Raw genomic sequence first — 21,942 nt, forward strand, 5'->3', positions numbered from 1 at the left:
AAATCAAAAAAACTTTAAACAGAACACTTTTCAACCAATCTGGTTATGTTATTGTACTTGTCCGATTTGACCTGCTCAGCTTTGACAAATCGGAATATCCACAATGGAATACAAGAATAATAACAAGGTCTCAAGTTTCTTCTTATTCCTTACAGAGCATTATTAACATAGCCTTCAGACACTTCTTGTCCACGACACGAGGTGCGTTCATGCTAATCGCGAAAAAATTATCTACAAACTTATCCACAAGTTGTGCAATTTTGTTCACTGGTTGAGATAAGGTAACTGTGGCATCCTTGTCGCCATATTTTCCCGATATGTATTCACCATGAAAAAAATCGCTGACAACCCATTTATCCTGGTTGATGGGTCATCTTATTTATTCCGGGCATTTCACGCGATCAAAGACCTGCGTAATAGCAAAGGCCAACCCACCAACGCTATTTTCGGCGTAGTAAATATGCTCAAGAGCCTGATAAATCAGTATCATCCGACACATATTGCCGTGGTGTTTGATGCTAAAGGCAAAACCTTTCGGGATGATATTTATCCGGAATACAAAGCCCATCGCCCTCCCATGCCAGATGATCTGCGCAGCCAGATAGAGCCATTGCATAAAATTATTCGAGCGTTGGGATTGCCCCTGATCGTTGAAGAAGGTGTCGAAGCGGACGATGTTATTGGCACGCTTGCCAGAGAAGCCAGTGAGCAAGGTATCCATACCCTAATCAGCACTGGTGATAAAGACATGGCGCAGTTGGTTAACGAGCATGTCACGCTGATCAACACCATGGATAATTCCATCATGGATAACGACGGGGTGGTCACCAAATTCGGTGTCGGCCCGGAGTTAATAATCGATTTACTTGCCTTGAAAGGCGATAAAGTCGATAACATCCCCGGCGTACCAGGTGTGGGTGATAAATCAGCGCTGGGTATGCTACAGGGCATTGGCGGTATCGATGAGATTTACACCAACCTGGATAAAATCGCGGGCCTGGATTTTCGTGGTGCCAAGACCATGGCAGCCAAGATGGCTGAGTATGAGGAGCAGGCGCGCCTGAGCTACCTGCTGGCCACAATTAAAACCGACGTTGAGCTACCATATAGCCCCACTACCCTGTCTCCCACAGATCCGGACCACCAAACATTATTCACATTATTTAGTGATCTCGAAATTAAGCGCTGGCGCGATGAAGCAGAACGCCAACTACAAAAAGCGAATCTGCCAGCAAGCGCGATTGCTTCAGCTCCTGCCGAAGCAGATACGCCAGTGGCAATTAGCTACGAGACCATTCTGGACAAAGAACACTTTCAGCGTTGGCTGGATAAACTCCAGCAGGCTGAGCTATTTGCGTTTGACACCGAAACCACCAGCCTGGATTACATGGAAGCAGAATTGGTTGGTCTGTCTTTCAGTGTCATTCCCGGCGAGGCCGCCTACGTTCCTGTCGCTCATGACTATCCTGATGCACCAGAACAATTGGAGCGGAGCTGGGTGCTGAGTCAACTAAAACCCTTATTAGAAGACGATAGCCGCGCTAAAGTTGGCCAGCATCTGAAATATGATATGAATGTACTGGCAAATTATGGCATTACGCTGCGTGGCGTGAAGTTCGACACCATGCTTGAGTCTTACGTATTTAACAGCAATGCCGGCCGTCATGATATGGATTCCCTCGCCAGCCGGTTACTTGACGTAAAAACCGTTAAATTTGAAGAAATCGCAGGTAAAGGTGCAAAACAGCTAACCTTCAACCAGATCGCGCTGGAACAGGCGGCCCACTACGCCGCCGAAGATGCGGATATCACCCTGCGAATTCACCAGAGTCTTTGGCCACAGCTTAGTGAGCAGCAGGGCCCGGCACACATATTTTCCGAAGTAGAAGTGCCTCTGATTCCGGTACTGGCAAAAATTGAACAAACCGGTGTGCTAATTGACAGCCAACAATTGGGTGAGCAGAGCCAGTATCTGGCCAGTCGCATTCTGGAACTGGAAAAGCAAACGCACGACTTGGCTGGTCAGCCGTTTAATCTGAGCTCTACTAAGCAACTACAGGAAATTTTGTTCGATAAACTGCAATTGCCAGTAATTAAAAAAACCCCCAAGGGCGCACCATCTACCGCAGAAGACGTTTTGCAGGAATTGGCAGAAAACTACGACTTGCCACGCCTGATTCTGGAATATCGCAGCCTGACTAAGCTCAAATCCACATACACAGATAAATTGCCGCAAATGATAAACCACCGAACTGGCCGGGTGCATACATCTTATCATCAGGCGGTCGCGGCCACAGGACGCCTTTCGTCTACCGATCCAAATTTGCAAAATATCCCTATCCGCACTGAGGAAGGCCGCAAAGTTCGCAAAGCATTCGTCGCTAATCCAGGCTATAAAATTGTCGCCGCAGATTACTCGCAAATTGAATTACGCATTATGGCGCACCTTTCTGCCGATAAAGGCTTGCTGGACGCTTTCGCACAGGGACGTGATGTACATAAAGCCACTGCTGCCGAAGTATTTGAGGTTGATCTCGAGGCAGTCACAGTTGAACAACGCCGCAGCGCCAAAGCGATTAACTTTGGCCTGATTTACGGCATGTCGGCGTTTGGATTATCCAAGCAATTGGGTATTCCTCGTTATCAGGCACAGGATTACATGGACCTATACTTCGAACGTTATCCTGGCGTGCTGACCTATATGGAAAATACCCGCGAGTTTGCCAAGCAGCATGGCTATGTCGAAACCGTGTTCGGTCGTCGCTTGTATTTATCCGATATTCACTCCAGCAATGCGATTGCCAGAAAAGGGGCTGAACGCGCCGCGATAAATGCGCCAATGCAAGGCACAGCTGCGGATATCATCAAGAAAGCGATGTTAGCGGTACATGCCTGGATAGATACGCTGGACAACAATGCGGTGCGCATGATTATGCAGGTACACGATGAACTGGTATTTGAAATCCGTGACGACCTTGCTGAGGACTTTGCGAAAAAGATCTGCAACATCATGCAAAATGCCGCTCAACTAGCCGTGCCATTATTAGTTGAGGCCGGTATTGGCAAAAACTGGGATGAGGCACACTGATCACATTTTGTAATTTAATGACACACAAACACAAAATAAGACCCGTTAAACACAAAAAAGATAGAAAAAACCGCATTAAATGAAAAATTATTACATTTATTGTTGATTTCCCATGTTCCTACGCTATCATTTGCAGCGTAGGGTACAGAGGTAAGATGTTTATCTATCAGACCTTTGCTTCGGCCTCGGCAATTGCCGGGGCTTTTTTTATGCCTGAAAAAATTTTTGCGGGATAAATGAACTTTGCTGCGGACACAGCGTCAGAGTTTATGAGTGTATTGTGTTTTCATGTTTGTCTCCCTTCTACGCCTCGCTAAATGCGAGGCGTTTTTTTATTCCTGAGACATACCAAACCAATCGAACAGTTTATTTTCCAGTAAAGGTAAGCCAATTTTATCCAGTGAAGAAAAGGCTTCTACCTGCACATCTCCACCAAACGCAATTGCCGCTTCGCGAGCCATCAATACCTGTGCCTTTCGTTTACCCGACTTAAATTTGTCGGCTTTAGTCAACAAGGCTAATACCGGCAATTTGCTATCCACCGCCCAACGAATCAGGTCCTGGTCGAGATCTTTGAACGGATGGCGGATATCCATCAGCACCACCAGGCCTTTAAGGCTGCTGCGCTTTTCCAGATACTCAGCCAATGAGCGTTGCCACTTCTTTTTCATTTCCAGTGGAACCTGTGCAAAACCATATCCTGGTAAGTCCACCAGTCTACGTCCCTCTTCCAGGGTAAACACGTTGATCATCTGGGTACGTCCAGGCGTTTTACTGGTACGTGCCAGACCTTTTTGTCGGGTCAGGGTATTTAACGCACTGGATTTGCCTGCATTGGAACGTCCGGCAAACGCAATTTCAATACCATCATCCATTGGCAGGTGCTTAATGTCGGGGGCGCTGGTAAAGAACTGGGCCTGGGTGAAATAACTCAACTTACTCTCCAAACTTTATGTATGCGGCTATTTTACTACAGGCTGCACAATGCGCCTTGTTTTAATTGAATAAATCCCTACAAAACCTTGGGAATATATTTTCCTTAGTGGCTAATTGTGTACAATAATGGCTTCAAACTACTCAGTGCTACGAGAATGATTATGAAAAAACTCTGTCTTCTGCTGTTGGTCACATCTGGCTTAAGCTTTCAGGCAGCGGCCGCAGGTGATGCACAAGCCGGAAAAGATAAGTCTATGGTCTGTGCTGCTTGCCATGGTGCGGACGGTAACGCGGCCATCGATATGTATCCAAAGATCGCCGGTCAACATGCAGGCTACATTGCTAAGCAATTGCATGATTTTCGCAAAGCAGCACAAACAGCTGGCGCTGAAGGTCGTAATGATCCGATTATGAGCGCGCAGGCCGCTGCGCTGTCAGATCAGGATATCGAGGACTTAGCTGCCTATTTCTCAAGCCAGGAGATGACTGGTGGTGAAACCCCGGAAGATGTTGTTGCTGCCGGAATGAAAATGTATCAGGGTGGCGATGCTGAAAAAGGCATTGCAGCGTGTGCAGCCTGCCATGGCCCGCGCGGAAATGGTATGGAGCTAGCAAAATTCCCGGATATCAGCGGTCAGCACAGTGCTTATGTTAAAGCTCAGCTGGAAAAATTCCGTAGCGGCCAACGCGCTAATGATATGAACGGCATGATGCGTGATATCGCGAAGCGTTTAAGTGATGACGATATCGCATTGCTGTCAAAATTTGTTGCCGGTTTACACTAAAGCAAGCAATCAAATGCGACGAAAAGCGGCTAACAGGCCGCTTTTTTGTTGATTATTTAGCCAGCAACATATAGTTTAATGACTGCTGTTCAGTTTACTTGTAAAAAAGTTGTAAATTTTATTTTTTCCTGTATTCTGGCCTCCAGTTAAAACACGGACACGAAATACCACAGTCAGGAAGACTGAGTACGTGCGCTAATATGTGGCGATTGCCATATAGTTTTAGGGATGGTTAATAAAGCGTCAGGATGACCAATAAATAGAAAAAGAGCTTCGTAAACAACAATAAAAAGTGAAGCGCTACACAGGACGTTGTCAGTTTCTAGGGACTGGTAATGGGAGAAGTGTCTTAAGGCACTGAATATTAAAGAGAGGCGACTATGTCGCCTTTTTCTTTGCCTGTTGATACACTCTGCGCCATGACATGCCCCCTTTGCCACTTTTCTCAAACTCACTTTTATCATCAGGATAAACGCCGCCGTTACCAGCAATGCGCGCAATGCCAACTGGTGTTCGTCGAACCAGAGTTTTTACCGAACGCACAGCAAGAGAAACATGAATACGACTTACATGAAAATCATGCTGAAGATGAGGGTTATCGTCGTTTCCTGAATAAACTGGCAGCTCCGCTCAATCAGGTATTGCAGCCGAATAGTAACGGCTTGGATTTTGGTTGTGGTCCAACACCGCTGTTGGCCAACATGCTAAGCAAGAGTGGTGGTCATAGCATGCATGTGTTTGACCCAAACTATTATCCCAACCGCAACGTATTGGCACAGCAATATGATTTTATTAGCTGTAGCGAAGCGATTGAACATTTTCATACGCCCTATCGTGAATGGCAGATATTTTTGGATTGCCTTAAACCGGGCGGCTGGATTGGCATCATGACCAAGCGTGTATTGAGCAAAGAAAAATTCACAAATTGGCACTACAAGAATGATTTTACCCATGTCAGTTTTTTCAGCGAGGCAACGTTCCGTTGGTTGGCTGAACGGGACAACCTTTCGATGACTATCGTGAGTAATGATGTGATCTTGCTGCAAAAACTCGCGTAGTAAGACTTGGCAGCGTAAAATACCACCCAACTTCCCTGTTTACAGTAAAACCATGGCAAAGAAAAAAACGCGTAAAGTCGGTTTAATCGGCGTGCGCAAGCTTCCTAAAGAAGAATTAGAAAAGTTGAGAAAGTCTCAACCCAGTAATGAGCGTGTCAAAAAGCATAAAGGCAAACCTGCCGGCAATAAACAAGCCGAGGGCCAGAAGAAAAAACCTGTCGCGAAAACCAAAGCGTCAGCAGTGGATCCACGCCTCGGGAGCAAAAAGCCTATCGCGCTAATTGCCGAGGCAAAACCGAAGATAAACAAACCACGCTTCTTCTCACCTGCACAGGAACTTGAGGCCATAGAGAACGATAAGCGTCTGGAACAGCTGATAGCGAAGTTAGAGCAAGGTAAAAAGATAACTACAGACGAGCAACGTTTTGTCGATGAAAAACTCGCACGTCACCAACAGCTTTGTAAGATGCTCGGGATTGAAAGCGTTGATGACGTTGACGAAGAAGATGATGACGCTGACTTGCTGGAACGTTTCGAACAGTCCGATCTCAATGAGTATCGCAAATGACAAATATGCTGGTTTCTGCTGCAAGCTTAATTATTCTTGGGCTCGCCGGTTACGCCGGCTATTTGCTGACGTTATTGTATAAACAAGGTCAACGACAAAAAGCCGCCCGCGCTGCTCGCATCGAGAAAATTACCGAGAGTATTCAAACCATCGCTCTGGCAACCGTCCAACAACAGTGCGATTTGTCTGAGGCGAGTATTCGGTTATGCGTGTTACTGGATGCCATCCCCGTTTTACCGCAGCCCGACTATCGTGGACGATTCCCTGCCCTGCACGCGCTATACGATAAAGTGAAAAACTTGCCGACGCACGAGGCGCGAGCGCAGCAAAACAAGCTGGAACGCCGCAAAATGGATTTGTCCCGCAGCGAATGGGAAGCAGAGTTAGAGAGTCAGATTCTGCTTGAAGCCGAAACACTGGCCAAATTTAGCGTTTAGCCGCCGCGACACATTCAGCGTAACAATGGCAGTCGGTAATGTGGTCATTGACCATGCCCACTGCCTGCATAAATGCGTAGCAAATCGTACTGCCGACAAAGTTAAATCCAGCTTTTTTCAGGGCCTTCGACATGGCATCTGACTCCGGACTGGTTGCGGGCACCTGTCCTTGCTCCTGCCATTTATTTACTATCGTTTTGTGCCCAACAAATGCCCATAGAAAGTCACTGAAATTAATACCCTGCTGCTCCAATGCCAAAAATGCGCGAGCATTTCGGATAATGGACTGGATCTTCAAACGATTACGCACGATACTCGGATTTTGCAATAAACGTTCAACGTCACCTTCGTCAAACAGGGCAATTTTTGAAGGTTCGAACTGTAGAAACGCCTGCTCGTAATTAGCCTGTTTACGCAAAATGGTGATCCAACTCAGGCCCGCTTGCTGCCCATCCAAACATAATTTTGCAAATAATTCCTGACTGTCAGACACGGGACGCCCCCACACCTCATCGTGATATTGCTGATACATCGGATCCTTGCCTGGCCAGGCACAACGTTTTAACTGATTCATGTTTAATTCCTGAGGTTTAGCGCAAATTTAGCCTACATTCAACGCGCCGCAAAAGGTATACTTGTGCGCATTTTTAATCGGTTCATCAGCAAAAAGTTGCCACATGCAAAAGTTTGATATTAAGACCTTTCAGGGCCTGATTCTGGCCTTACAGGATTATTGGGCGCGCCAGGGGTGCGTAATTATTCAGCCACTGGATATGCAGGTCGGTGCAGGCACCTTCCATCCAATGACTTTCCTGCGTTCGATTGGTCCCGAGCCTATCAGCAGTGCCTATGTGCAACCGTGTCGACGTCCTACCGACGGCCGCTATGGCGAAAACCCAAACCGATTGCAGCACTATTACCAATTTCAGGTCATGCTGAAACCGTCACCCGATAATATTCAGGAATTGTATCTGGGTTCTTTACAGGAACTGGGCTTCGATCCGCTGGTTCACGATATTCGCTTTGTAGAAGACAACTGGGAATCGCCTACTTTGGGTGCCTGGGGTCTTGGCTGGGAAGTATGGCTTAACGGCATGGAAGTCACACAGTTTACCTATTTCCAACAGGTAGGGGGCCTTGAGTGCTCACCTGTAACTGGTGAAATCACCTACGGACTCGAACGTCTGGCGATGTATATCCAGGGTGTAGACAGTATTTATGATCTGGTTTGGACTGATGGCCCTATGGGTAAAGTTACCTACGGTGACGTGTTCCACCAGAATGAAGTTGAGCAATCCAAATATAACTTTGAATTGGCAGATGTACCTGCGTTGTTTAACGAGTTTGATGAGTGCGAAAAAGCGTCTCAGTTTCTTATCGAGCAAGGCCTGCCCTTACCTGCCTATGAGCAGGTTATGAAAGCCTCTCATGCATTTAACCTTCTGGATGCACGCCACGCGATTTCGGTAACCGAGCGTCAACGTTTTATTCTGCGCGTCCGCACGCTGGCAAAAGCCTGTGCAGAAGCGTACTTCGCCGCTCGCGAAGAGCTTGGATTCCCTATGTGTAAGCAGGAGCAGTAATTCATGCAGTCAGAAAATCTATTAATTGAAATTGGCACCGAAGAACTGCCACCAAAGTCACTTGCCGCCCTAGCGACAGCATTAGCAGACAATCTGCAGGCCGAACTGGACGCTGCCGGACTCAGCTACAGTCAAGTCAACTGGCTAGCCTCACCACGCCGTCTGGCAGTAAAAGTAAGTCAATTAGCCTGGCAGCAAGCAGATAAGACGATTGAAAAGCGTGGTCCTGCCGTTTCTGCCGCATTCGATGCAGAAGGTAATCCAACCAAAGCCGCGCTGGGTTGGGCCAAAGGTAACGGGATTGAAATCAGTCAGGCTGAGCGTTTATCCACGGATAAAGGCGAATGGTTGGTTTATCAGGCATTACAGCAAGGTCAGCCGCTGGATCAGTTGATCGAAGGCATGCTTAGCATTGCCGTTGCAAAATTGCCGGTACCCAAACCAATGCGTTGGGGCAACAACAAGACACAGTTTATCCGCCCTGTTCATACCCTCACGGTAATGTATGGCGAGCGCGTTTTACCAGCTAGTGTATTGGGAAGGACATCGGCCAATGTGCTAAACGGTCATCGATTTCATTCACAAGGGCAAGTTACCCTCAATCATGCCGACCAATATGAAGCCGTACTCGAGCAACAGTATGTTGTTGTTGATTTCGCAGAGCGTAAAGACATTATTCGGGCGCAGATTGATGCCAAAGCCAAAGAAATTGGCGCAGTAGCCGAGATTCAGGAAGATCTGCTTAACGAAGTGACAGCGTTGGTTGAGTGGCCGGTGGCGATGCTAGCGGAGTTTGAAGAGTCGTTCCTCGCCGTGCCACAGGAAGCCCTGATTTACACGATGAAGGGTGACCAAAAGTATTTCCCGCTTTTCGATAACCAGGGCCGCTTAATCAATAAGTTTATTTTTATCAGCAACATTGAAAGTAAAGACCCTATTCAGGTCATCAGTGGCAACGAAAAGGTTATACGTCCACGTTTGGCCGACGCACAATTTTTCTTTAATACCGATAAGAAGCAGAGCCTGGAAAGCCGGATTGCGACGTTAGGTACTGTGGTGTTCCAGCAAAAACTGGGCACATTAAAAGACAAATCAGAACGTATTGCAGAATTGGCTGGTTTTATTGCCGAGCAACTCGGTGCTGACGTTCAGCAGGCCAAACGTGCCGGTTTGCTGAGTAAAACCGATCTGATGACCAATATGGTCATGGAATTCCCGGATGTGCAGGGTGTGATGGGCATGCATTATGCCTATCACGACGGCGAACCGGAAAACGTTGCCAATGCACTAAACGAACAGTATATGCCGCGTTTCGCCGGCGATGCATTACCGCAAAATCCTATCAGCTGCGCGGTCGCGCTAGCCGATAAACTGGACACCCTGGTTGGTATCATGGGTATTGGCATGTTACCCAAAGGCGATAAAGATCCTTTTGCCTTGCGACGTGCTGCCATAGGTACACTGCGCGTTATTGCCGAAAGCAAATTACCATTGGATTTACAGGTTCTAATCGCCAAAGCAGCGTCGTTATTGACGGATAAGCTCAGCAATCAAACCGTTGAACAGGACGTTCTGGAGTTCTTGCTAGGTCGTCTGCGGGCGTTGTATCAGGAGCAAGGGATTACAGTAGATGTAATTCAGGCTGTGTTGGCTCGTAAACCTACTCAACCAACAGACTTCGCTGCGCGAATTTTTGCGGTAAGCCACTTCAAGTCATTAGCAGGCGCAGAAGCATTGGCAGCAGCCAATAAGCGCGTATCCAACATTCTTAGTAAGAATGCGTCAGACGTATCAGAAGGCTGGCAGTTATCTTTGCTACAAGAAGACGCAGAGATAGCGCTTGGAGAAGCCTTACAAGCCGTAAAAGGGCGTACAGCACCTGCGGTAGCCAGTAACGATTACCAGCAAGTATTAACCGAACTTGCCACGTTGCGCGAAGAGGTAGACGCGTTTTTTGATCAGGTAATGGTCATGGCTGATGACGCTGAACTGCGGAAAAATCGACTGGGTCTGTTAAATGATTTACAGCAACAATTCCTTCAGGTTGCTGATATCGCCTTGTTAAATCAATAAGAAGCAGGATAACCCGTTGTTTAAACGTTTATTACCAGCCACATTGGCATTAATGCTAAGTGGCTGTAGTACCCCAATTAAGAATTACCTCGAAATGACCCCGAGACCGGACTACGCAAATATGTATCTGGTCGGTAATTTTACCTGGTGGGAAGTCGATAATAAGTATCAATTGGTCAATGAGTTCGGATATCGCTACGTAGCAGATGCACAACTGATAGCCGATGGACAGCCTTACGAATTTAAGTTCATCGATAAGGGCTGGAGCGCCGGTACGAACTGCGGTTACGCCTTCGAAAATAAAGATAAAACCTTGTACGAAGGTCAGTGGGTAAACGCCAACTGTTTTTCTGGTTTCGAAAATTTCCAGTTTACCCCGGAAAAATCAGGCAAGTTCCGTTTCGTTATCGACTTTCAGGACAGCGAATATCCGCGCGTCACAGTAAACCGCTTGTAAGTAACGCTTCACCAACGGATTGGACTTCCCGAAATTCAACTATAAAAAAAGAGGCGTTTGCCTCTTTTTTTATTTAATTATCAAATAGTTACACATCAAGGTTAGCTACTCGCAGTGCATTTTCTTCAATAAATGCTCGGCGAGGTTCTACCTGATCACCCATCAAGGTGGTAAATAACTGATCAGCGCCGATTGCGTCTTCGATAGTGACTTGCAGCATACGGCGGCTAGCGGGATCCATGGTAGTCTCCCACAATTGCTCAGGGTTCATTTCACCCAGACCTTTATAGCGCTGGATATACTGACCTTTCTTAGACTCTGCCATCAACCAATCCAATGCTTGTGCAAAGGATTCAACTTCCAGAGTCTTTTCGCCACGCTTGATGTAACCACCCTCTTCAATTAAGCCGTTGATAACCTGATTTAGTTCTTTCAGGCGACCATATTCGCTTGAATCGACAAAATCTGCATCGAGGTTATAGGTGCTGTCGATACCATGTTGGCGGATCGTAATAGCCAGAACATATCCACCACGTTCCATATCGTCATTAATATCGAAACGATAGGAAGCACCATCCACTTCATGCTCACTCAGCGCAGCAACTAAATGCTCACCCATTTCAGTTAGCTTGGCCTTATCTTTTAAATGGGCTTTATCTAACACAGGTGTATATACCAAACGAGTTAACAGATTGCGTGGCATCATGCGGCTGATACGCTCGATCAGATTCATCGTTGACTGGAACTGACGAACCATTTGCTCTAGCGCAGCACCACTAATTCCTGGCGCATCTGCATTGACATGCAGGCTGGCTCCCTCAAGTGCAATATTTGTTAAGTGCGCAGTGAGTGCCGCGTCATCTTTAAGATACTGCTCTTGTTTACCTTTCTTGATCTTGTACAGAGGCGGCTGGGCGATATAGACGTAGCCACGCTCGATAATTTCAGGCATTTGACGATAGAAGAAGGTCAGCAGCAAAGTACGAATGTGAGAACCATCCACATCCGCATCCGTCATAATAATGATGCTGTGGTAGCGCAATTTTTCAGGGTCATATTCATCGCGACCAATGCCACAACCTAATGCAGTAATCAGAGTGGCCACTTCCTGTGAAGACAGCATTTTGTCGAAGCGGGCCTTTTCAACGTTGAGGATCTTACCTTTCAGAGGCAAAATCGCCTGATTTTTTCGATTTCGGCCTTGTTTGGCAGAGCCACCGGCCGAGTCCCCTTCCACTATGTACAGTTCAGATAAGCTTGGATCTTTTTCCTGACAATCTGCCAACTTACCTGGTAATCCGGCAAGGTCTAATGCACCTTTGCGTCGAGTCATTTCACGGGCACGACGTGCTGCTTCACGGGCGCGAGCGGCATCAATTATTTTACCCACGATGACCTTCGCATCGCCCGGGTTTTCCAGTAAAAACTCATGCAGTCTCTCAGCCATGACAGTTTCTACCGCAGATTTCACTTCAGAAGACACCAGCTTATCTTTGGTCTGAGAAGAGAACTTAGGATCAGGAACCTTAACAGAAATGACAGCTGTTAAACCTTCGCGAGCATCATCCCCACTGGTAGCCGCTTTATCCTTCTTATTTAAACCTTCCTTCTCCATAAAGGTATTCAGGGTTCGGGTAAGGGCTGCTCGGAAACCGGCTAAGTGAGTACCGCCGTCACGTTGAGGAATGTTGTTGGTAAAACAGAAAATATTCTCCTGGAAGCCATCATTCCACTGCATTGCAACTTCTACAGAAATGCCATCTTCTCGCTCATTAGCGAAGTGGAAGGCTTTTTGGTGCACAGGTGTTTTATTCTGATTGAGGTACTGAACAAAAGCCTGAATACCTCCCTCATATTTGAATTGATCTTGCTTACCATCACGCTCATCGGTCAATAGAATAGAGACGCCAGAGTTCAGGAAAGATAATTCACGCAAGCGTTTAGCAAGAATATCGTAATGGAATTCTATGTTGGTAAAAGTCTGCGCACTTGGCCAGAAACGCACGCGCGTACCCGTTGATTCAGTTGTACCAGTCACGGCCAATGGCGCTTGTGGTTCGCCAATACGATACTCTTGTTCGTGCACCTGACCTTTACGTTTAATGCGTAATTGCAGCTTCTCAGACAGTGCGTTAACAACTGATACACCTACACCGTGCAGACCGCCAGATACTTTGTAAGAGTTGTCATCAAATTTACCCCCGGCGTGCAGAACAGTCATAATAACTTCCGCAGCAGAGACACCCTCTTCCGGGTGTAAGTCAGTCGGAATACCACGACCATCGTCTTCTACCGAAACGGAGTTATCATTGTGAATGGTAACTTTGATTTGGCTGCAGTAACCCGCTAACGCTTCATCGATGGAGTTGTCGACAACTTCGAACACCATATGGTGCAAGCCGGTACCATCATCTGTATCACCGATATACATACCCGGACGCTTACGTACCGCGTCCAGCCCTTTCAATACCTTGATACTGGATGAATCATAATTACTTTGTTCAGCCATTTATTATTTTCTCCTCGTTCACGATACCTTGTTTCACGTGAAACACTTTTTTATCCACAGACTCTGTCAGTACATCTGTAACCTGATGAACATCTGTAGCGGTAACAAAAATTTGCGCCTCTGCTTTAAGCAACTCTTGTAAAAATAAGCCTCGTTTGTGCTTATCCAGCTCCGCGCCTATGTCATCTAATAGGAACAAACATCGCTCGCTGTTTTGCTGATAGAGCAATCGACTTTGCGATAATTGCAACGCGGCTGTTAACACACGCAGTTGTCCTCGAGACAGGATGTCTTGCGCCGACTTCCCATCGGCCTTTATGCGAATATCAGCCTTATGAGGGCCAACACTCGTGAATCCATAAGCACGGTCTCGATGACTGTGAGTTGCCAGAGAATCGGCTAAATTTGCATCCTTTTCCCAGCCTCTATAATACGTGATTTCAAATGAAAACTCAGGTAAGAATTGCGCAATTATGTGGGAAAAGTGTGGTTTTAACTGTTCAACGATCTCTTGGCGTAAGTGGTCTATGACGCTGCCATACTCGTTCAATTGAGCTAGCCAGAAACCTTCTTGCTGGCTATCCAATTGTCTTGTTTTAAGCATGGCATTGCGCTGCTTAAGTACCTGAGAATAGCGCTTGGACAATTCGCTAAAACTGCGTTGTTTCACGTGAAACAATAACCAATCTACAAAGCTACGACGATTACCTGGTGAGCCGGTTAACAACTCTGAAGACAGCGGCGTAAAAACCTGCGTCGGCATGCGGCTGGCAAAGTCCAAAATACGATTTAGCTTTTCGCCATCAATACGCATATCGACCTGACCATTTCTCTTTCGCTCTAAGCCAACCTTTCGGACGCCACTATGCTGGTCGAATACCCGTGCAAACAATACGAAAGCACTGCTTTCATGGGCTATTAAATTTTGATATTTAGAGGTACGAAACGACCGTCCATAACTTACGTAATGGATAGCTTCGAGTAAGCTGGTTTTACCGGAACCATTTTCGCCGACGATAATATTTAAGCAGGATGCCGGCATCAGCACAGCATCCTGAATATTGCGAAAATATTTTATCTGGACAGCGTCCAGGCGCATAGGTGTGTCGCTATCTTAGAGGCGCATTGGCATGATGACGTAGAGTGCTGCGTCATCATCAGAAGCTTCGATTAATGCACTGCTATTGGCATCAGCCAACGAAATCTTGACTTGCTCAGAGCTTAGCGTATTGAACACGTCCAGCAGGTAAGCGACATTGAAGCCAATCTCGAGAGAATCACCCTGGTAGTTCACATCAACGATTTCTTCGGCTTCTTCCTGCTCTGGGTTATTTGCAGTGATTTTTAGCTCACCCGATGTCAGATTCAAGCGTACACCACGGAACTTTTCATTAGACAAGATGGCTGCACGGGCAAATGAGTTTTTGAGTAACCCCTTCTCGGCTATAACTGTCTTATCCCCATCTTTCGGCAGCACACGGCGATAATCCGGGAAGCGGCCATCCACTAATTTACTGGTAAAGATAAAATCACTGGAGAACATCCGGATGTGGTTTGCACCAATCTGGATCTTAACCTGCTTGTCACCATCTCCAATTAAACGTTGGATCTCTATCACACCCTTGCGAGGAATGATCACCTGACGAACCGGTAATGGTGTTTCGGTATACGCCAAGCGACAGAGCGCTAGACGGTGTCCATCGGTCGCAACGGTTCTGATCACACCCTCTTCTGTCTCCAACGACATACCGTTCAAATAATAGCGAACGTCTTGCTGAGCCATTGCAAATTGGGTGCTATCAATCAGCTTCTTAAGTTCGGCCTGAGAAATCTCGAATTCGAGATCACCCTGCCAATCTTCCAGATTTGGATAATCCGATGCAGATAAAGTGGATAAAGTGAAACGGCTTCGACCTGAACGCAACAATGCGCGACTGTCCTCAACACTGAACTGAACTTCACTGCCTTCGGGTAAACCACGAACAATATCAAACAGTTTTTTCGCAGGAACCGTGATTTCTCCATCCTGATGATCACCTGTCAGAGTGACATTAGAAATGAGTTCAACCTCTAAATCAGTACCAGTCAGCCACAGTGAGCCTTCACTTACCTTGATCAGTACATTGGAGAGAATTGGTAAGGTATGACGTCGTTCAACGGCACCGGATACTAACTGAAGCGGTTGTAAAAAGTTTTCCCTGCTAATTGTAAATTTCATGCGCTTACTCTTAATTCTTCTTATGACGACAATGTTCGGATCAGGTTTTGATAATCTTCTTTAATATCATGACTTTCTTCGCGTAACTGTTCAATCTTACGACAGGCATGTAACACTGTTGTATGATCTCGTCCGCCAAAAGCATCGCCTATTTCAGGCAAACTATGATTCGTGAGTTCCTTCGCCAGAGCCATGGCAACCTGACGTGGACGCGCTACACTGCGGCTACGACGTTTTGACAAAATATCCGCGACTTTGATCTTATAGTATTCAGCCACTGTCTTCTGAATATTGTCAATGGTGACTAACTTTTCTTGTAACGCGAGTAAATCGCGCAGTGCTTCACGCACAAAATCAATGGTAATAGGTCGGCCGGTAAAGTTAGCGTTCGCGATGACGCGGTTTAACGCGCCTTCTAACTCACGTACATTACTGCGCAGGCGCTTAGCGATAAAAAATGCGACCTCGTCTGGCAGATGAATGCGGTTTTCTTGTGCCTTACGCATCAGGATCGCCACCCGGGTCTCTAACTCAGGCGGGTCTATCGCCATGGTAAGACCCCAACCGAAACGGGATTTAAGACGATCTTCCACACCCTGAATTTCTTTAGGATAACGATCTGACGTTAAGATGATCTGCTGATTACCTTCGAGTAGCGAGTTTATCGTATGGAAAAACTCTTCCTGACTACGTTCCTTATTGGCGAAAAACTGGATGTCATCGATTAGCAACGCATCGAGAGAACGGTAATAACGCTTAAATTCTTCAATCGCATTATTTTGCAGTGATTTGACCATGTCCTGAACAAATCGCTCTGAATGCATATACACCACTTTGGCATCTTTCTTTTTCGCCATGATGCCATTACCCACAGCATGCAACAGGTGAGTCTTACCTAAACCTGTCCCACCGTAGATATACAGAGGGTTAGAACTCTTACTACCGGGATTATTCGCAACCTGAATCGCTGCCGCCTTGGCCATGTGGTTAGACTTACCTTCCACAAAGTTATCAAACTGATAGTTTGGATTGATATTACTTTTAGGAGGCATCGCCGCCGGCGGTTGCTGGGCAACTGATTGTTCAAACACCCTAGCTGGTTGCTCCACAGCCTGACGAGTAAACACAGGTGTGACGGGACGCATCGCGCTAACTTCGAAACGCAACGTGGGCGCATTGCCATGGCAGAATTCACGACATAACGAACTAATTTGATCAATGTAATTATCTTTGACCCAATCCAGCACAAATCGATTTGGGGCAAACAACACTAACGTGTTGCTGTCCAACTCAGCGCGCAGTGGTCTTATCCACATGCTAAATTGCTGAGTTGGCAATTCTTGCTGCAGTCGTTCCAGACATTGATTCCAAAGTGACATAAACGCACGTTCCATCAGGCCTGAACATCACTTTCAAGCCAATTTTAATTCTTTTACCGGGGGCCTTTTTTGCTTATTCGTTGCAATGACCATGTATCGTGCCGCGAAGTATTTTTCAGCGGGCAACGATTATCGCGCAAATTTATCCACAACTTCAACATTGAATTTAAGCGGATTTATGCTTTCCCCTAAAAAATGATATACACCATTGTTTTATATCAACTTTTTATCATGAAAGGCGGGTAACAAGAATGGTCAGTTACACTCCGCAATAAATCGTTGTTGGCTAAAAAGTTGGCAAAAACCTTGCTATTAGCGACATTTTCTGTGGATAAAGAAACCAGTTTTTGCACTTTTATCAACAAGCCACTACTCGATCAGGCAAAAACTCTTATGGATCTGGACGATCAGTCGTTGACAACGTGCCTTACTCTCTTTAGAATTCGCCGTCCTTTTTGAGCGGTTATCGTTCAATAAGTTGTAATTAACCTTTAAGCGGCGGACCCGGTAATGAAAAGAACATTTCAACCAAGCAACTTAAAGCGTAAACGTTCACATGGTTTTCGTGCGCGCATGGCGACTAAAAATGGCCGTAAGGTTCTCGCTCGTCGTCGTGCCAAAGGCCGTGCTCGTTTATCTGCCTAAGTACATATATCGAAGTGGGTGAAAAATCTTTTTCAAGGGCAGTCAGACTTCTGACTCCCACCCATTTCGAGAATGTATTCTCTGATGCTGTTGCAGCATCCACTCCTCATATCACTTTACTGGCAAAAAAAAACCAACTGGATCACCCCAGACTCGGGATCACGCTGGCTAAAAAACGTATTCGCAGAGCCCATGAACGTAACCGCGTAAAGCGAATCGTACGTGAGAGTTTTCGCCACCATTTACCACAACTGGGCAATATCGATATTGTCATAATTGGTAAATCCGGTCTGGATCAGCTGAGTAATCAGGATCTGTTTAAACTATTGGAAAAGCAGTGGAACCGCATCTCTCGCCGTTGCAGCGAGCGTTAATCGCGGGCCTAAAAGGCTACAAGTGTTGTATTTCCCCTCTACTCGGGCAAAACTGTCGTTTCTATCCAAGCTGCTCTAATTACGCCATGGAAGCAATTAAAGTCCATGGGGCGGCAATTGGTGGTTGGTTAACCGTTAAACGCATTATAAAATGCAACCCTTTACATCCGGGTGGAATTGACCCGGTTCCAGAAAAACCCTCGAAAGAGACAGAATAAAAGTAGTCAGATATGGAATCCCAACGAAGTTTTTTACTGATTGGTTTGGCCGTTGTCAGCTTTTTACTTTGGCAACAGTGGCAGATTAAAACTGCCCCTAAACCAGTTGGCACCCCTTCTGTACAACAAGTGCAGGCAGATACACCTATCGCCACTGATAACACTGAGCAGATGTCAGATGTTCCGCAAGTTGCTGCAGATAAAGCTCAGGTTGTTAACAATGAAACCACTGGTCAACTTGTTACGGTAAAAACTGACACATTATACATCAGCATTGATACCCGTGGTGGTGATGTAGTTCGCGCTGACCTGATGGATTATGCCGTCACACAAAAATCTGCCGAACGCTTTAACCTGCTGCGCAATGATGCAGACGGTTTGTATATCGCGCAAAGTGGTTTGATCGGACCAAACGGACCCGATTCCAGTAAAAACCGCGCCGTATACAGCACAACCCAGACTGCCTGGGAACTCGAAGGTGATAGCCTGACAGTTCCATTAACCCTGACTACCGCGGACGGTCTGCAAATCACCAAAAACTTTATCTTTACCCGTGGTAAACATGATGTGCTGGTGCAATACGTACTGAGTAATCAGAGCGATAGCAACAAACAGGTTCGTCCGTATACGCAACTAAAGCAGGCCTATAAAGGTGCTGAAAGCGGCGGCATGTTTATGCCAACCTATCGCGGCGCAGCTTATTCCACCGATCAGGTCCGCTACGAAAAGTACACATTTGAAGACATTCAGGAAGCCCGTCTAGACATGAACTCAACCGGTGGTTGGGTTGCTATGCTGGAACACTACTTCGTTAGTGCCTGGGTACCTGCACAAGATCAAAACGTTACTTTATTCAGCCGCAATCTGAATAATGTCTACGGCACCATCGGTTATACCCAGGATTTGATTACACTGGCGCCCGGCGACCAGGTAGAAATCAGTAATGAACTGTACATCGGTCCGAAAGATCAGGATTCATTGGAGCAACTCGCCCGTGGCCTCGATTTGACTGTGGATTACGGTATTTTCTGGTGGTTATCACAGCCTCTGTTCTGGTTGCTGAAATTCCTGCATTCATTCCTGGGCAACTGGGGTCTGGCAATTATTGTTATCACCATTTTGGTTAAAGGGGCCATGTACCCACTGACCAAAAAGCAATATGAGTCCATGGGTAAAATGCGCGCGATTCAGCCTAAGATGCAGGCACTGAAAGACAAATATGGCGATGATCGTCAAAAGATGTCGCAAGCCATGATGGAACTGTATCGCAAAGAGAAAGTGAACCCGATGGGAGGCTGTTTCCCACTATTACTACAAATGCCAATTTTCCTGGCGTTGTACTATATGTTCCTGGAATCCGTTGAACTGCGCCATGCCGAGTTTTATCTGTGGATTGCCGACCTGTCGGTAAAAGATCCTTACTACATTCTGCCAATCCTGATGGGTGTCAGCATGTATGCATTGCAAAAACTGAATCCGGTTACTGTACAAGACCCAATGCAACAAAAGATTATGCAATGGATGCCTGTAGTAATGACGGTATTCTTCGTGATGTTCCCGGCAGGTCTGGTACTTTACTGGCTGGTAAGTAACCTGATTACCCTGGTACAGGCAAAAATGATCTACGCCTCCATGCGTAAACGCGGTATCGCCGTAAGCTAAATCATTCGTAAATAAGCAAAACCCGCCACAAGGCGGGTTTTTTTATTTAAAATAGGGTCATTACATTCAAGAGAGTAACCACATGCCTTCATTTGATATTGTTTCTGAAATCGACATGGTTGAAGTCCGCAACGCGGTAGACAATGCAAATCGCGAACTAGACAGCCGCTTTGATTTTCGTGGCGTCGAAGCCAGCTTTGAATTAAAAGATAATGCCGTATTAATCTCTGCAGAGGCCGAATTCCAGCTGAATCAGCTGCGCGACATCCTGCGTGATAAATGTGCCAAGCGTCAGATTGACGCAACGTCGCTGGAAGCCAAATCCATAGAACGTACCGGCAAAATGCATAAACAAACCATTCAGTTTAAGCAGGGTATCGACCAGGCAATGGCGAAGAAAATCGTTAAATTGCTGAAAGATTCCAAAATAAAAGTACAAGCCCAGATTCAGGGTGAGCAACTGCGCGTAAACGGTAAGAAACGTGACGATCTGCAGGAAGCCATCGCACTGATCAGAACCAGTGATCTTGGCCAGCCTTTTCAGTTCAATAATTTCCGCGACTGATGCAACCGGCCATTCATAACGAACCGACCATCTGCGCACAGGCCACTGCACCTGGCCGCGGCGGCGTTGGTATTATCCGCGTCTCCGGCGATTTAAGCGCCGACGTAGCGCGACGATTGCTTGGTAAAGTGCCCGCTACACGCCAGGCAGAATACCTGCCGTTTCGCAGTGCCGATGGCGCCATCTTAGATCAGGGCATCGCATTATATTTTCAGGGCCCAAATTCCTTTACCGGCGAAGATGTTCTGGAATTGCAGGGCCACGGTGGTCAGATTGTGATGGATATGTTGCTGAAGGAAATCCTCAGCGACAAACGCATTCGTCTCGCCCAACCGGGAGAGTTTTCCCAACGCGCATTTCTAAACGACAAGCTGGACCTGGCACAAGCAGAGGCAATTGCCGATCTCATCGATGCCAGTTCTGAACAGGCGGCCAAAAGTGCCTTGCGCTCGTTGCAGGGAGAATTTTCTGCGCATATTCATCAGTTGGTTGAGCAAATCATTCACCTGCGTATGTACGTGGAAGCGGCAATTGATTTTCCCGATGAAGAAATCGATTTTCTCAGCGATGGTAAAGTACTGGGTGACCTGCAACAAATCATTGCTCAACTGACCACCGTAAGAGCGCAAGCCAAACAGGGCAGCATCTTACGCGAAGGCATGAAAGTGGTTATCGCCGGGCGCCCTAATGCCGGTAAATCCAGTTTGCTCAATGCACTGGCCGGCCGTGAAGCGGCGATTGTCACCGATATCGAAGGCACTACCCGCGATGTACTGCGCGAGCATATCCATATCGACGGAATGCCTCTGCATATTATCGATACCGCCGGTTTACGCGAATCACCGGACAAAGTCGAACAAATAGGTATTCAGCGCGCCTGGGAAGAAATAAACGGTGCCGATAGGGTACTGCTGATGCTCGACAGCAGCCAACAGGCTTCCTGTGATCCTGCGACTATCTGGCCTGAATTTATTCATCAGTTGCCCGCCTCTGTGCCTGTGACAATAATTCGCAATAAGGTGGATATTTCTGGTGAAACCGTAGGGATCAGTGAAGTAAATGACATTCCGGTCATTCGCCTTTCAGCCAGTGGTAAACAGGGTATCGAGCTGCTCGCCAATCACCTGAAAGACTGCATGGGATTTAGCAGCAGCCCGGAAGGCCAGTTTATTGCCAGACGCCGCCACCTAGAGGCAATCGAACGGGCCGGCGAACACCTGGATATCGGACTGCAGCAGTTGCAGGATAACCTCGCCGGGGAGTTACTGGCTGAAGAGTTGCGGCTGGCGCAGCAATATCTGAATGAGATCACCGGCGAATTTAGCTCAGACGACCTGCTCGGCAGAATCTTCAGCAGCTTCTGTATCGGGAAATAAAGACAGATGTC

General features: G+C 46.7%; 20 protein-coding genes. 14 read left to right on the forward strand and 6 right to left on the reverse strand.

The window, feature by feature from the left end; all coding sequences use genetic code 11:
* The first annotated feature begins 328 nt into the window (after positions 1 to 328).
* Positions 329 to 3,088 carry a DNA polymerase I gene (gene polA / locus TK45_RS05060; protein WP_131257553.1) on the forward strand — a complete coding sequence of 920 codons (2,760 nt, stop codon included), beginning with the start codon at positions 329 to 331 and terminating at the stop codon, positions 3,086 to 3,088.
* Between the two features lie 332 nt (positions 3,089 to 3,420).
* Here the strand turns inward: polA and yihA are convergent, their stop codons facing one another.
* Positions 3,421 to 4,023 carry a ribosome biogenesis GTP-binding protein YihA/YsxC gene (yihA, locus tag TK45_RS05065; protein ID WP_131257554.1) on the reverse strand — a complete coding sequence of 201 codons (603 nt, stop codon included), beginning with the start codon at positions 4,021 to 4,023 and terminating at the stop codon, positions 3,421 to 3,423.
* A 162-nt stretch (positions 4,024 to 4,185) separates the two neighbouring features.
* Between yihA and TK45_RS05070 the strand changes: the two genes are divergently transcribed.
* From TK45_RS05070 to TK45_RS05085, 4 genes are all read left to right on the forward strand, one after another.
* The gene (locus TK45_RS05070; protein ID WP_131257555.1) at positions 4,186 to 4,809 is read left to right on the forward strand and encodes a cytochrome c; all 624 of its coding nucleotides are present in this window, start codon (positions 4,186 to 4,188) and stop codon (positions 4,807 to 4,809) included.
* Positions 4,810 to 5,189: 380 nt separating this feature from the next.
* Entirely contained in the window at positions 5,190 to 5,867 is a 678-nt protein-coding gene (locus TK45_RS05075; protein ID WP_254426547.1) for a class I SAM-dependent methyltransferase, read from the forward strand.
* Between the two features lie 52 nt (positions 5,868 to 5,919).
* Positions 5,920 to 6,435, forward strand: coding sequence for a Der GTPase-activating protein YihI (gene yihI, locus TK45_RS05080; RefSeq protein ID WP_131257556.1), 516 nt, complete (start codon positions 5,920 to 5,922; stop codon positions 6,433 to 6,435).
* Positions 6,432 to 6,872, forward strand: a complete 441-nt coding sequence (locus tag TK45_RS05085) for a DUF2489 domain-containing protein (RefSeq protein ID WP_165490706.1) — start codon at positions 6,432 to 6,434, stop codon at positions 6,870 to 6,872. The genes yihI and TK45_RS05085 overlap by 4 nt, the downstream gene beginning before the upstream one ends.
* On the opposite strand, the gene TK45_RS05090 is transcribed toward TK45_RS05085, so the two are convergent.
* The gene (locus TK45_RS05090) at positions 6,862 to 7,446 is read right to left on the reverse strand and encodes a DNA-3-methyladenine glycosylase I (protein WP_131257557.1); all 585 of its coding nucleotides are present in this window, start codon (positions 7,444 to 7,446) and stop codon (positions 6,862 to 6,864) included. The two genes, TK45_RS05085 and TK45_RS05090, sit on opposite strands and share 11 nt — an antisense overlap.
* Before the next feature lie 103 nt (positions 7,447 to 7,549).
* Here TK45_RS05090 and glyQ point away from each other — a divergent pair, with 103 nt between their 5' ends.
* From glyQ to TK45_RS05105, 3 genes are read left to right on the forward strand one after another with little or no spacing between them, the layout of a single operon-like run.
* A complete protein-coding gene (glyQ, locus tag TK45_RS05095; protein WP_131257558.1) occupies positions 7,550 to 8,455 on the forward strand; it encodes a glycine--tRNA ligase subunit alpha in 906 nt (301 codons plus the stop codon).
* Positions 8,456 to 8,458: 3 nt separating this feature from the next.
* Entirely contained in the window at positions 8,459 to 10,528 is a 2,070-nt protein-coding gene (gene glyS / locus TK45_RS05100) for a glycine--tRNA ligase subunit beta (protein WP_131257559.1), read from the forward strand.
* 16 nt (positions 10,529 to 10,544) lie between these two features.
* Positions 10,545 to 10,985 carry a hypothetical protein gene (locus TK45_RS05105; protein WP_131257560.1) on the forward strand — a complete coding sequence of 147 codons (441 nt, stop codon included), beginning with the start codon at positions 10,545 to 10,547 and terminating at the stop codon, positions 10,983 to 10,985.
* An 88-nt stretch (positions 10,986 to 11,073) separates the two neighbouring features.
* Here TK45_RS05105 and gyrB read toward each other — a convergent pair whose 3' ends face one another.
* Genes gyrB through dnaA form a run of 4 tightly spaced genes read right to left on the reverse strand, consistent with a single transcriptional unit; the run spans position 11,074 to position 17,091 of the window.
* The gene (gyrB, locus tag TK45_RS05110; RefSeq protein ID WP_131257561.1) at positions 11,074 to 13,494 is read right to left on the reverse strand and encodes a DNA topoisomerase (ATP-hydrolyzing) subunit B; all 2,421 of its coding nucleotides are present in this window, start codon (positions 13,492 to 13,494) and stop codon (positions 11,074 to 11,076) included.
* Entirely contained in the window at positions 13,487 to 14,593 is a 1,107-nt protein-coding gene (gene recF, locus TK45_RS05115) for a DNA replication/repair protein RecF (protein ID WP_131257562.1), read from the reverse strand. Before recF ends, gyrB begins: the two co-directional genes overlap by 8 nt.
* Positions 14,594 to 14,608: 15 nt before the next feature.
* Positions 14,609 to 15,712, reverse strand: a complete 1,104-nt coding sequence (dnaN, locus tag TK45_RS05120) for a DNA polymerase III subunit beta (RefSeq protein WP_131257563.1) — start codon at positions 15,710 to 15,712, stop codon at positions 14,609 to 14,611.
* Positions 15,713 to 15,732: 20 nt separating this feature from the next.
* Complete coding sequence (gene dnaA / locus TK45_RS05125; protein WP_217350807.1) at positions 15,733 to 17,091, reverse strand: chromosomal replication initiator protein DnaA; 1,359 nt, start codon at positions 17,089 to 17,091, stop codon at positions 15,733 to 15,735.
* Between the two features lie 510 nt (positions 17,092 to 17,601).
* On the opposite strand from dnaA, the gene rpmH reads away from it, so the two are divergent.
* From rpmH to mnmE, 6 genes are all read left to right on the forward strand, one after another.
* On the forward strand, positions 17,602 to 17,736 hold the full coding sequence (gene rpmH / locus TK45_RS05130; protein WP_131257565.1) for a 50S ribosomal protein L34: 135 nt from the start codon (positions 17,602 to 17,604) through the stop codon (positions 17,734 to 17,736).
* Positions 17,737 to 17,750: 14 nt separating this feature from the next.
* Positions 17,751 to 18,110 (forward strand): ribonuclease P protein component, encoded by a 360-nt coding sequence (rnpA, locus tag TK45_RS05135; protein ID WP_131257566.1) that lies wholly within the window; start codon positions 17,751 to 17,753, stop codon positions 18,108 to 18,110.
* Positions 18,074 to 18,328, forward strand: a complete 255-nt coding sequence (yidD, locus tag TK45_RS05140; RefSeq protein WP_217350808.1) for a membrane protein insertion efficiency factor YidD — start codon at positions 18,074 to 18,076, stop codon at positions 18,326 to 18,328. The genes rnpA and yidD overlap by 37 nt, the downstream gene beginning before the upstream one ends.
* A 12-nt stretch (positions 18,329 to 18,340) precedes the next feature.
* Positions 18,341 to 19,990 (forward strand): membrane protein insertase YidC, encoded by a 1,650-nt coding sequence (yidC, locus tag TK45_RS05145; protein WP_131257567.1) that lies wholly within the window; start codon positions 18,341 to 18,343, stop codon positions 19,988 to 19,990.
* An 82-nt stretch (positions 19,991 to 20,072) separates the two neighbouring features.
* Positions 20,073 to 20,555 (forward strand): YajQ family cyclic di-GMP-binding protein, encoded by a 483-nt coding sequence (locus TK45_RS05150; protein ID WP_131257568.1) that lies wholly within the window; start codon positions 20,073 to 20,075, stop codon positions 20,553 to 20,555.
* A gap of 11 nt (positions 20,556 to 20,566) precedes the next feature.
* A complete protein-coding gene (gene mnmE, locus TK45_RS05155; protein WP_217350809.1) occupies positions 20,567 to 21,931 on the forward strand; it encodes a tRNA uridine-5-carboxymethylaminomethyl(34) synthesis GTPase MnmE in 1,365 nt (454 codons plus the stop codon).
* The last annotated feature ends 11 nt before the right edge of the window (positions 21,932 to 21,942 follow it).

This window comes from Bowmanella sp. JS7-9 (assembly GCF_004329715.1).
GTDB lineage: Bacteria > Pseudomonadota > Gammaproteobacteria > Enterobacterales > Alteromonadaceae > Pseudobowmanella > Pseudobowmanella zhangzhouensis.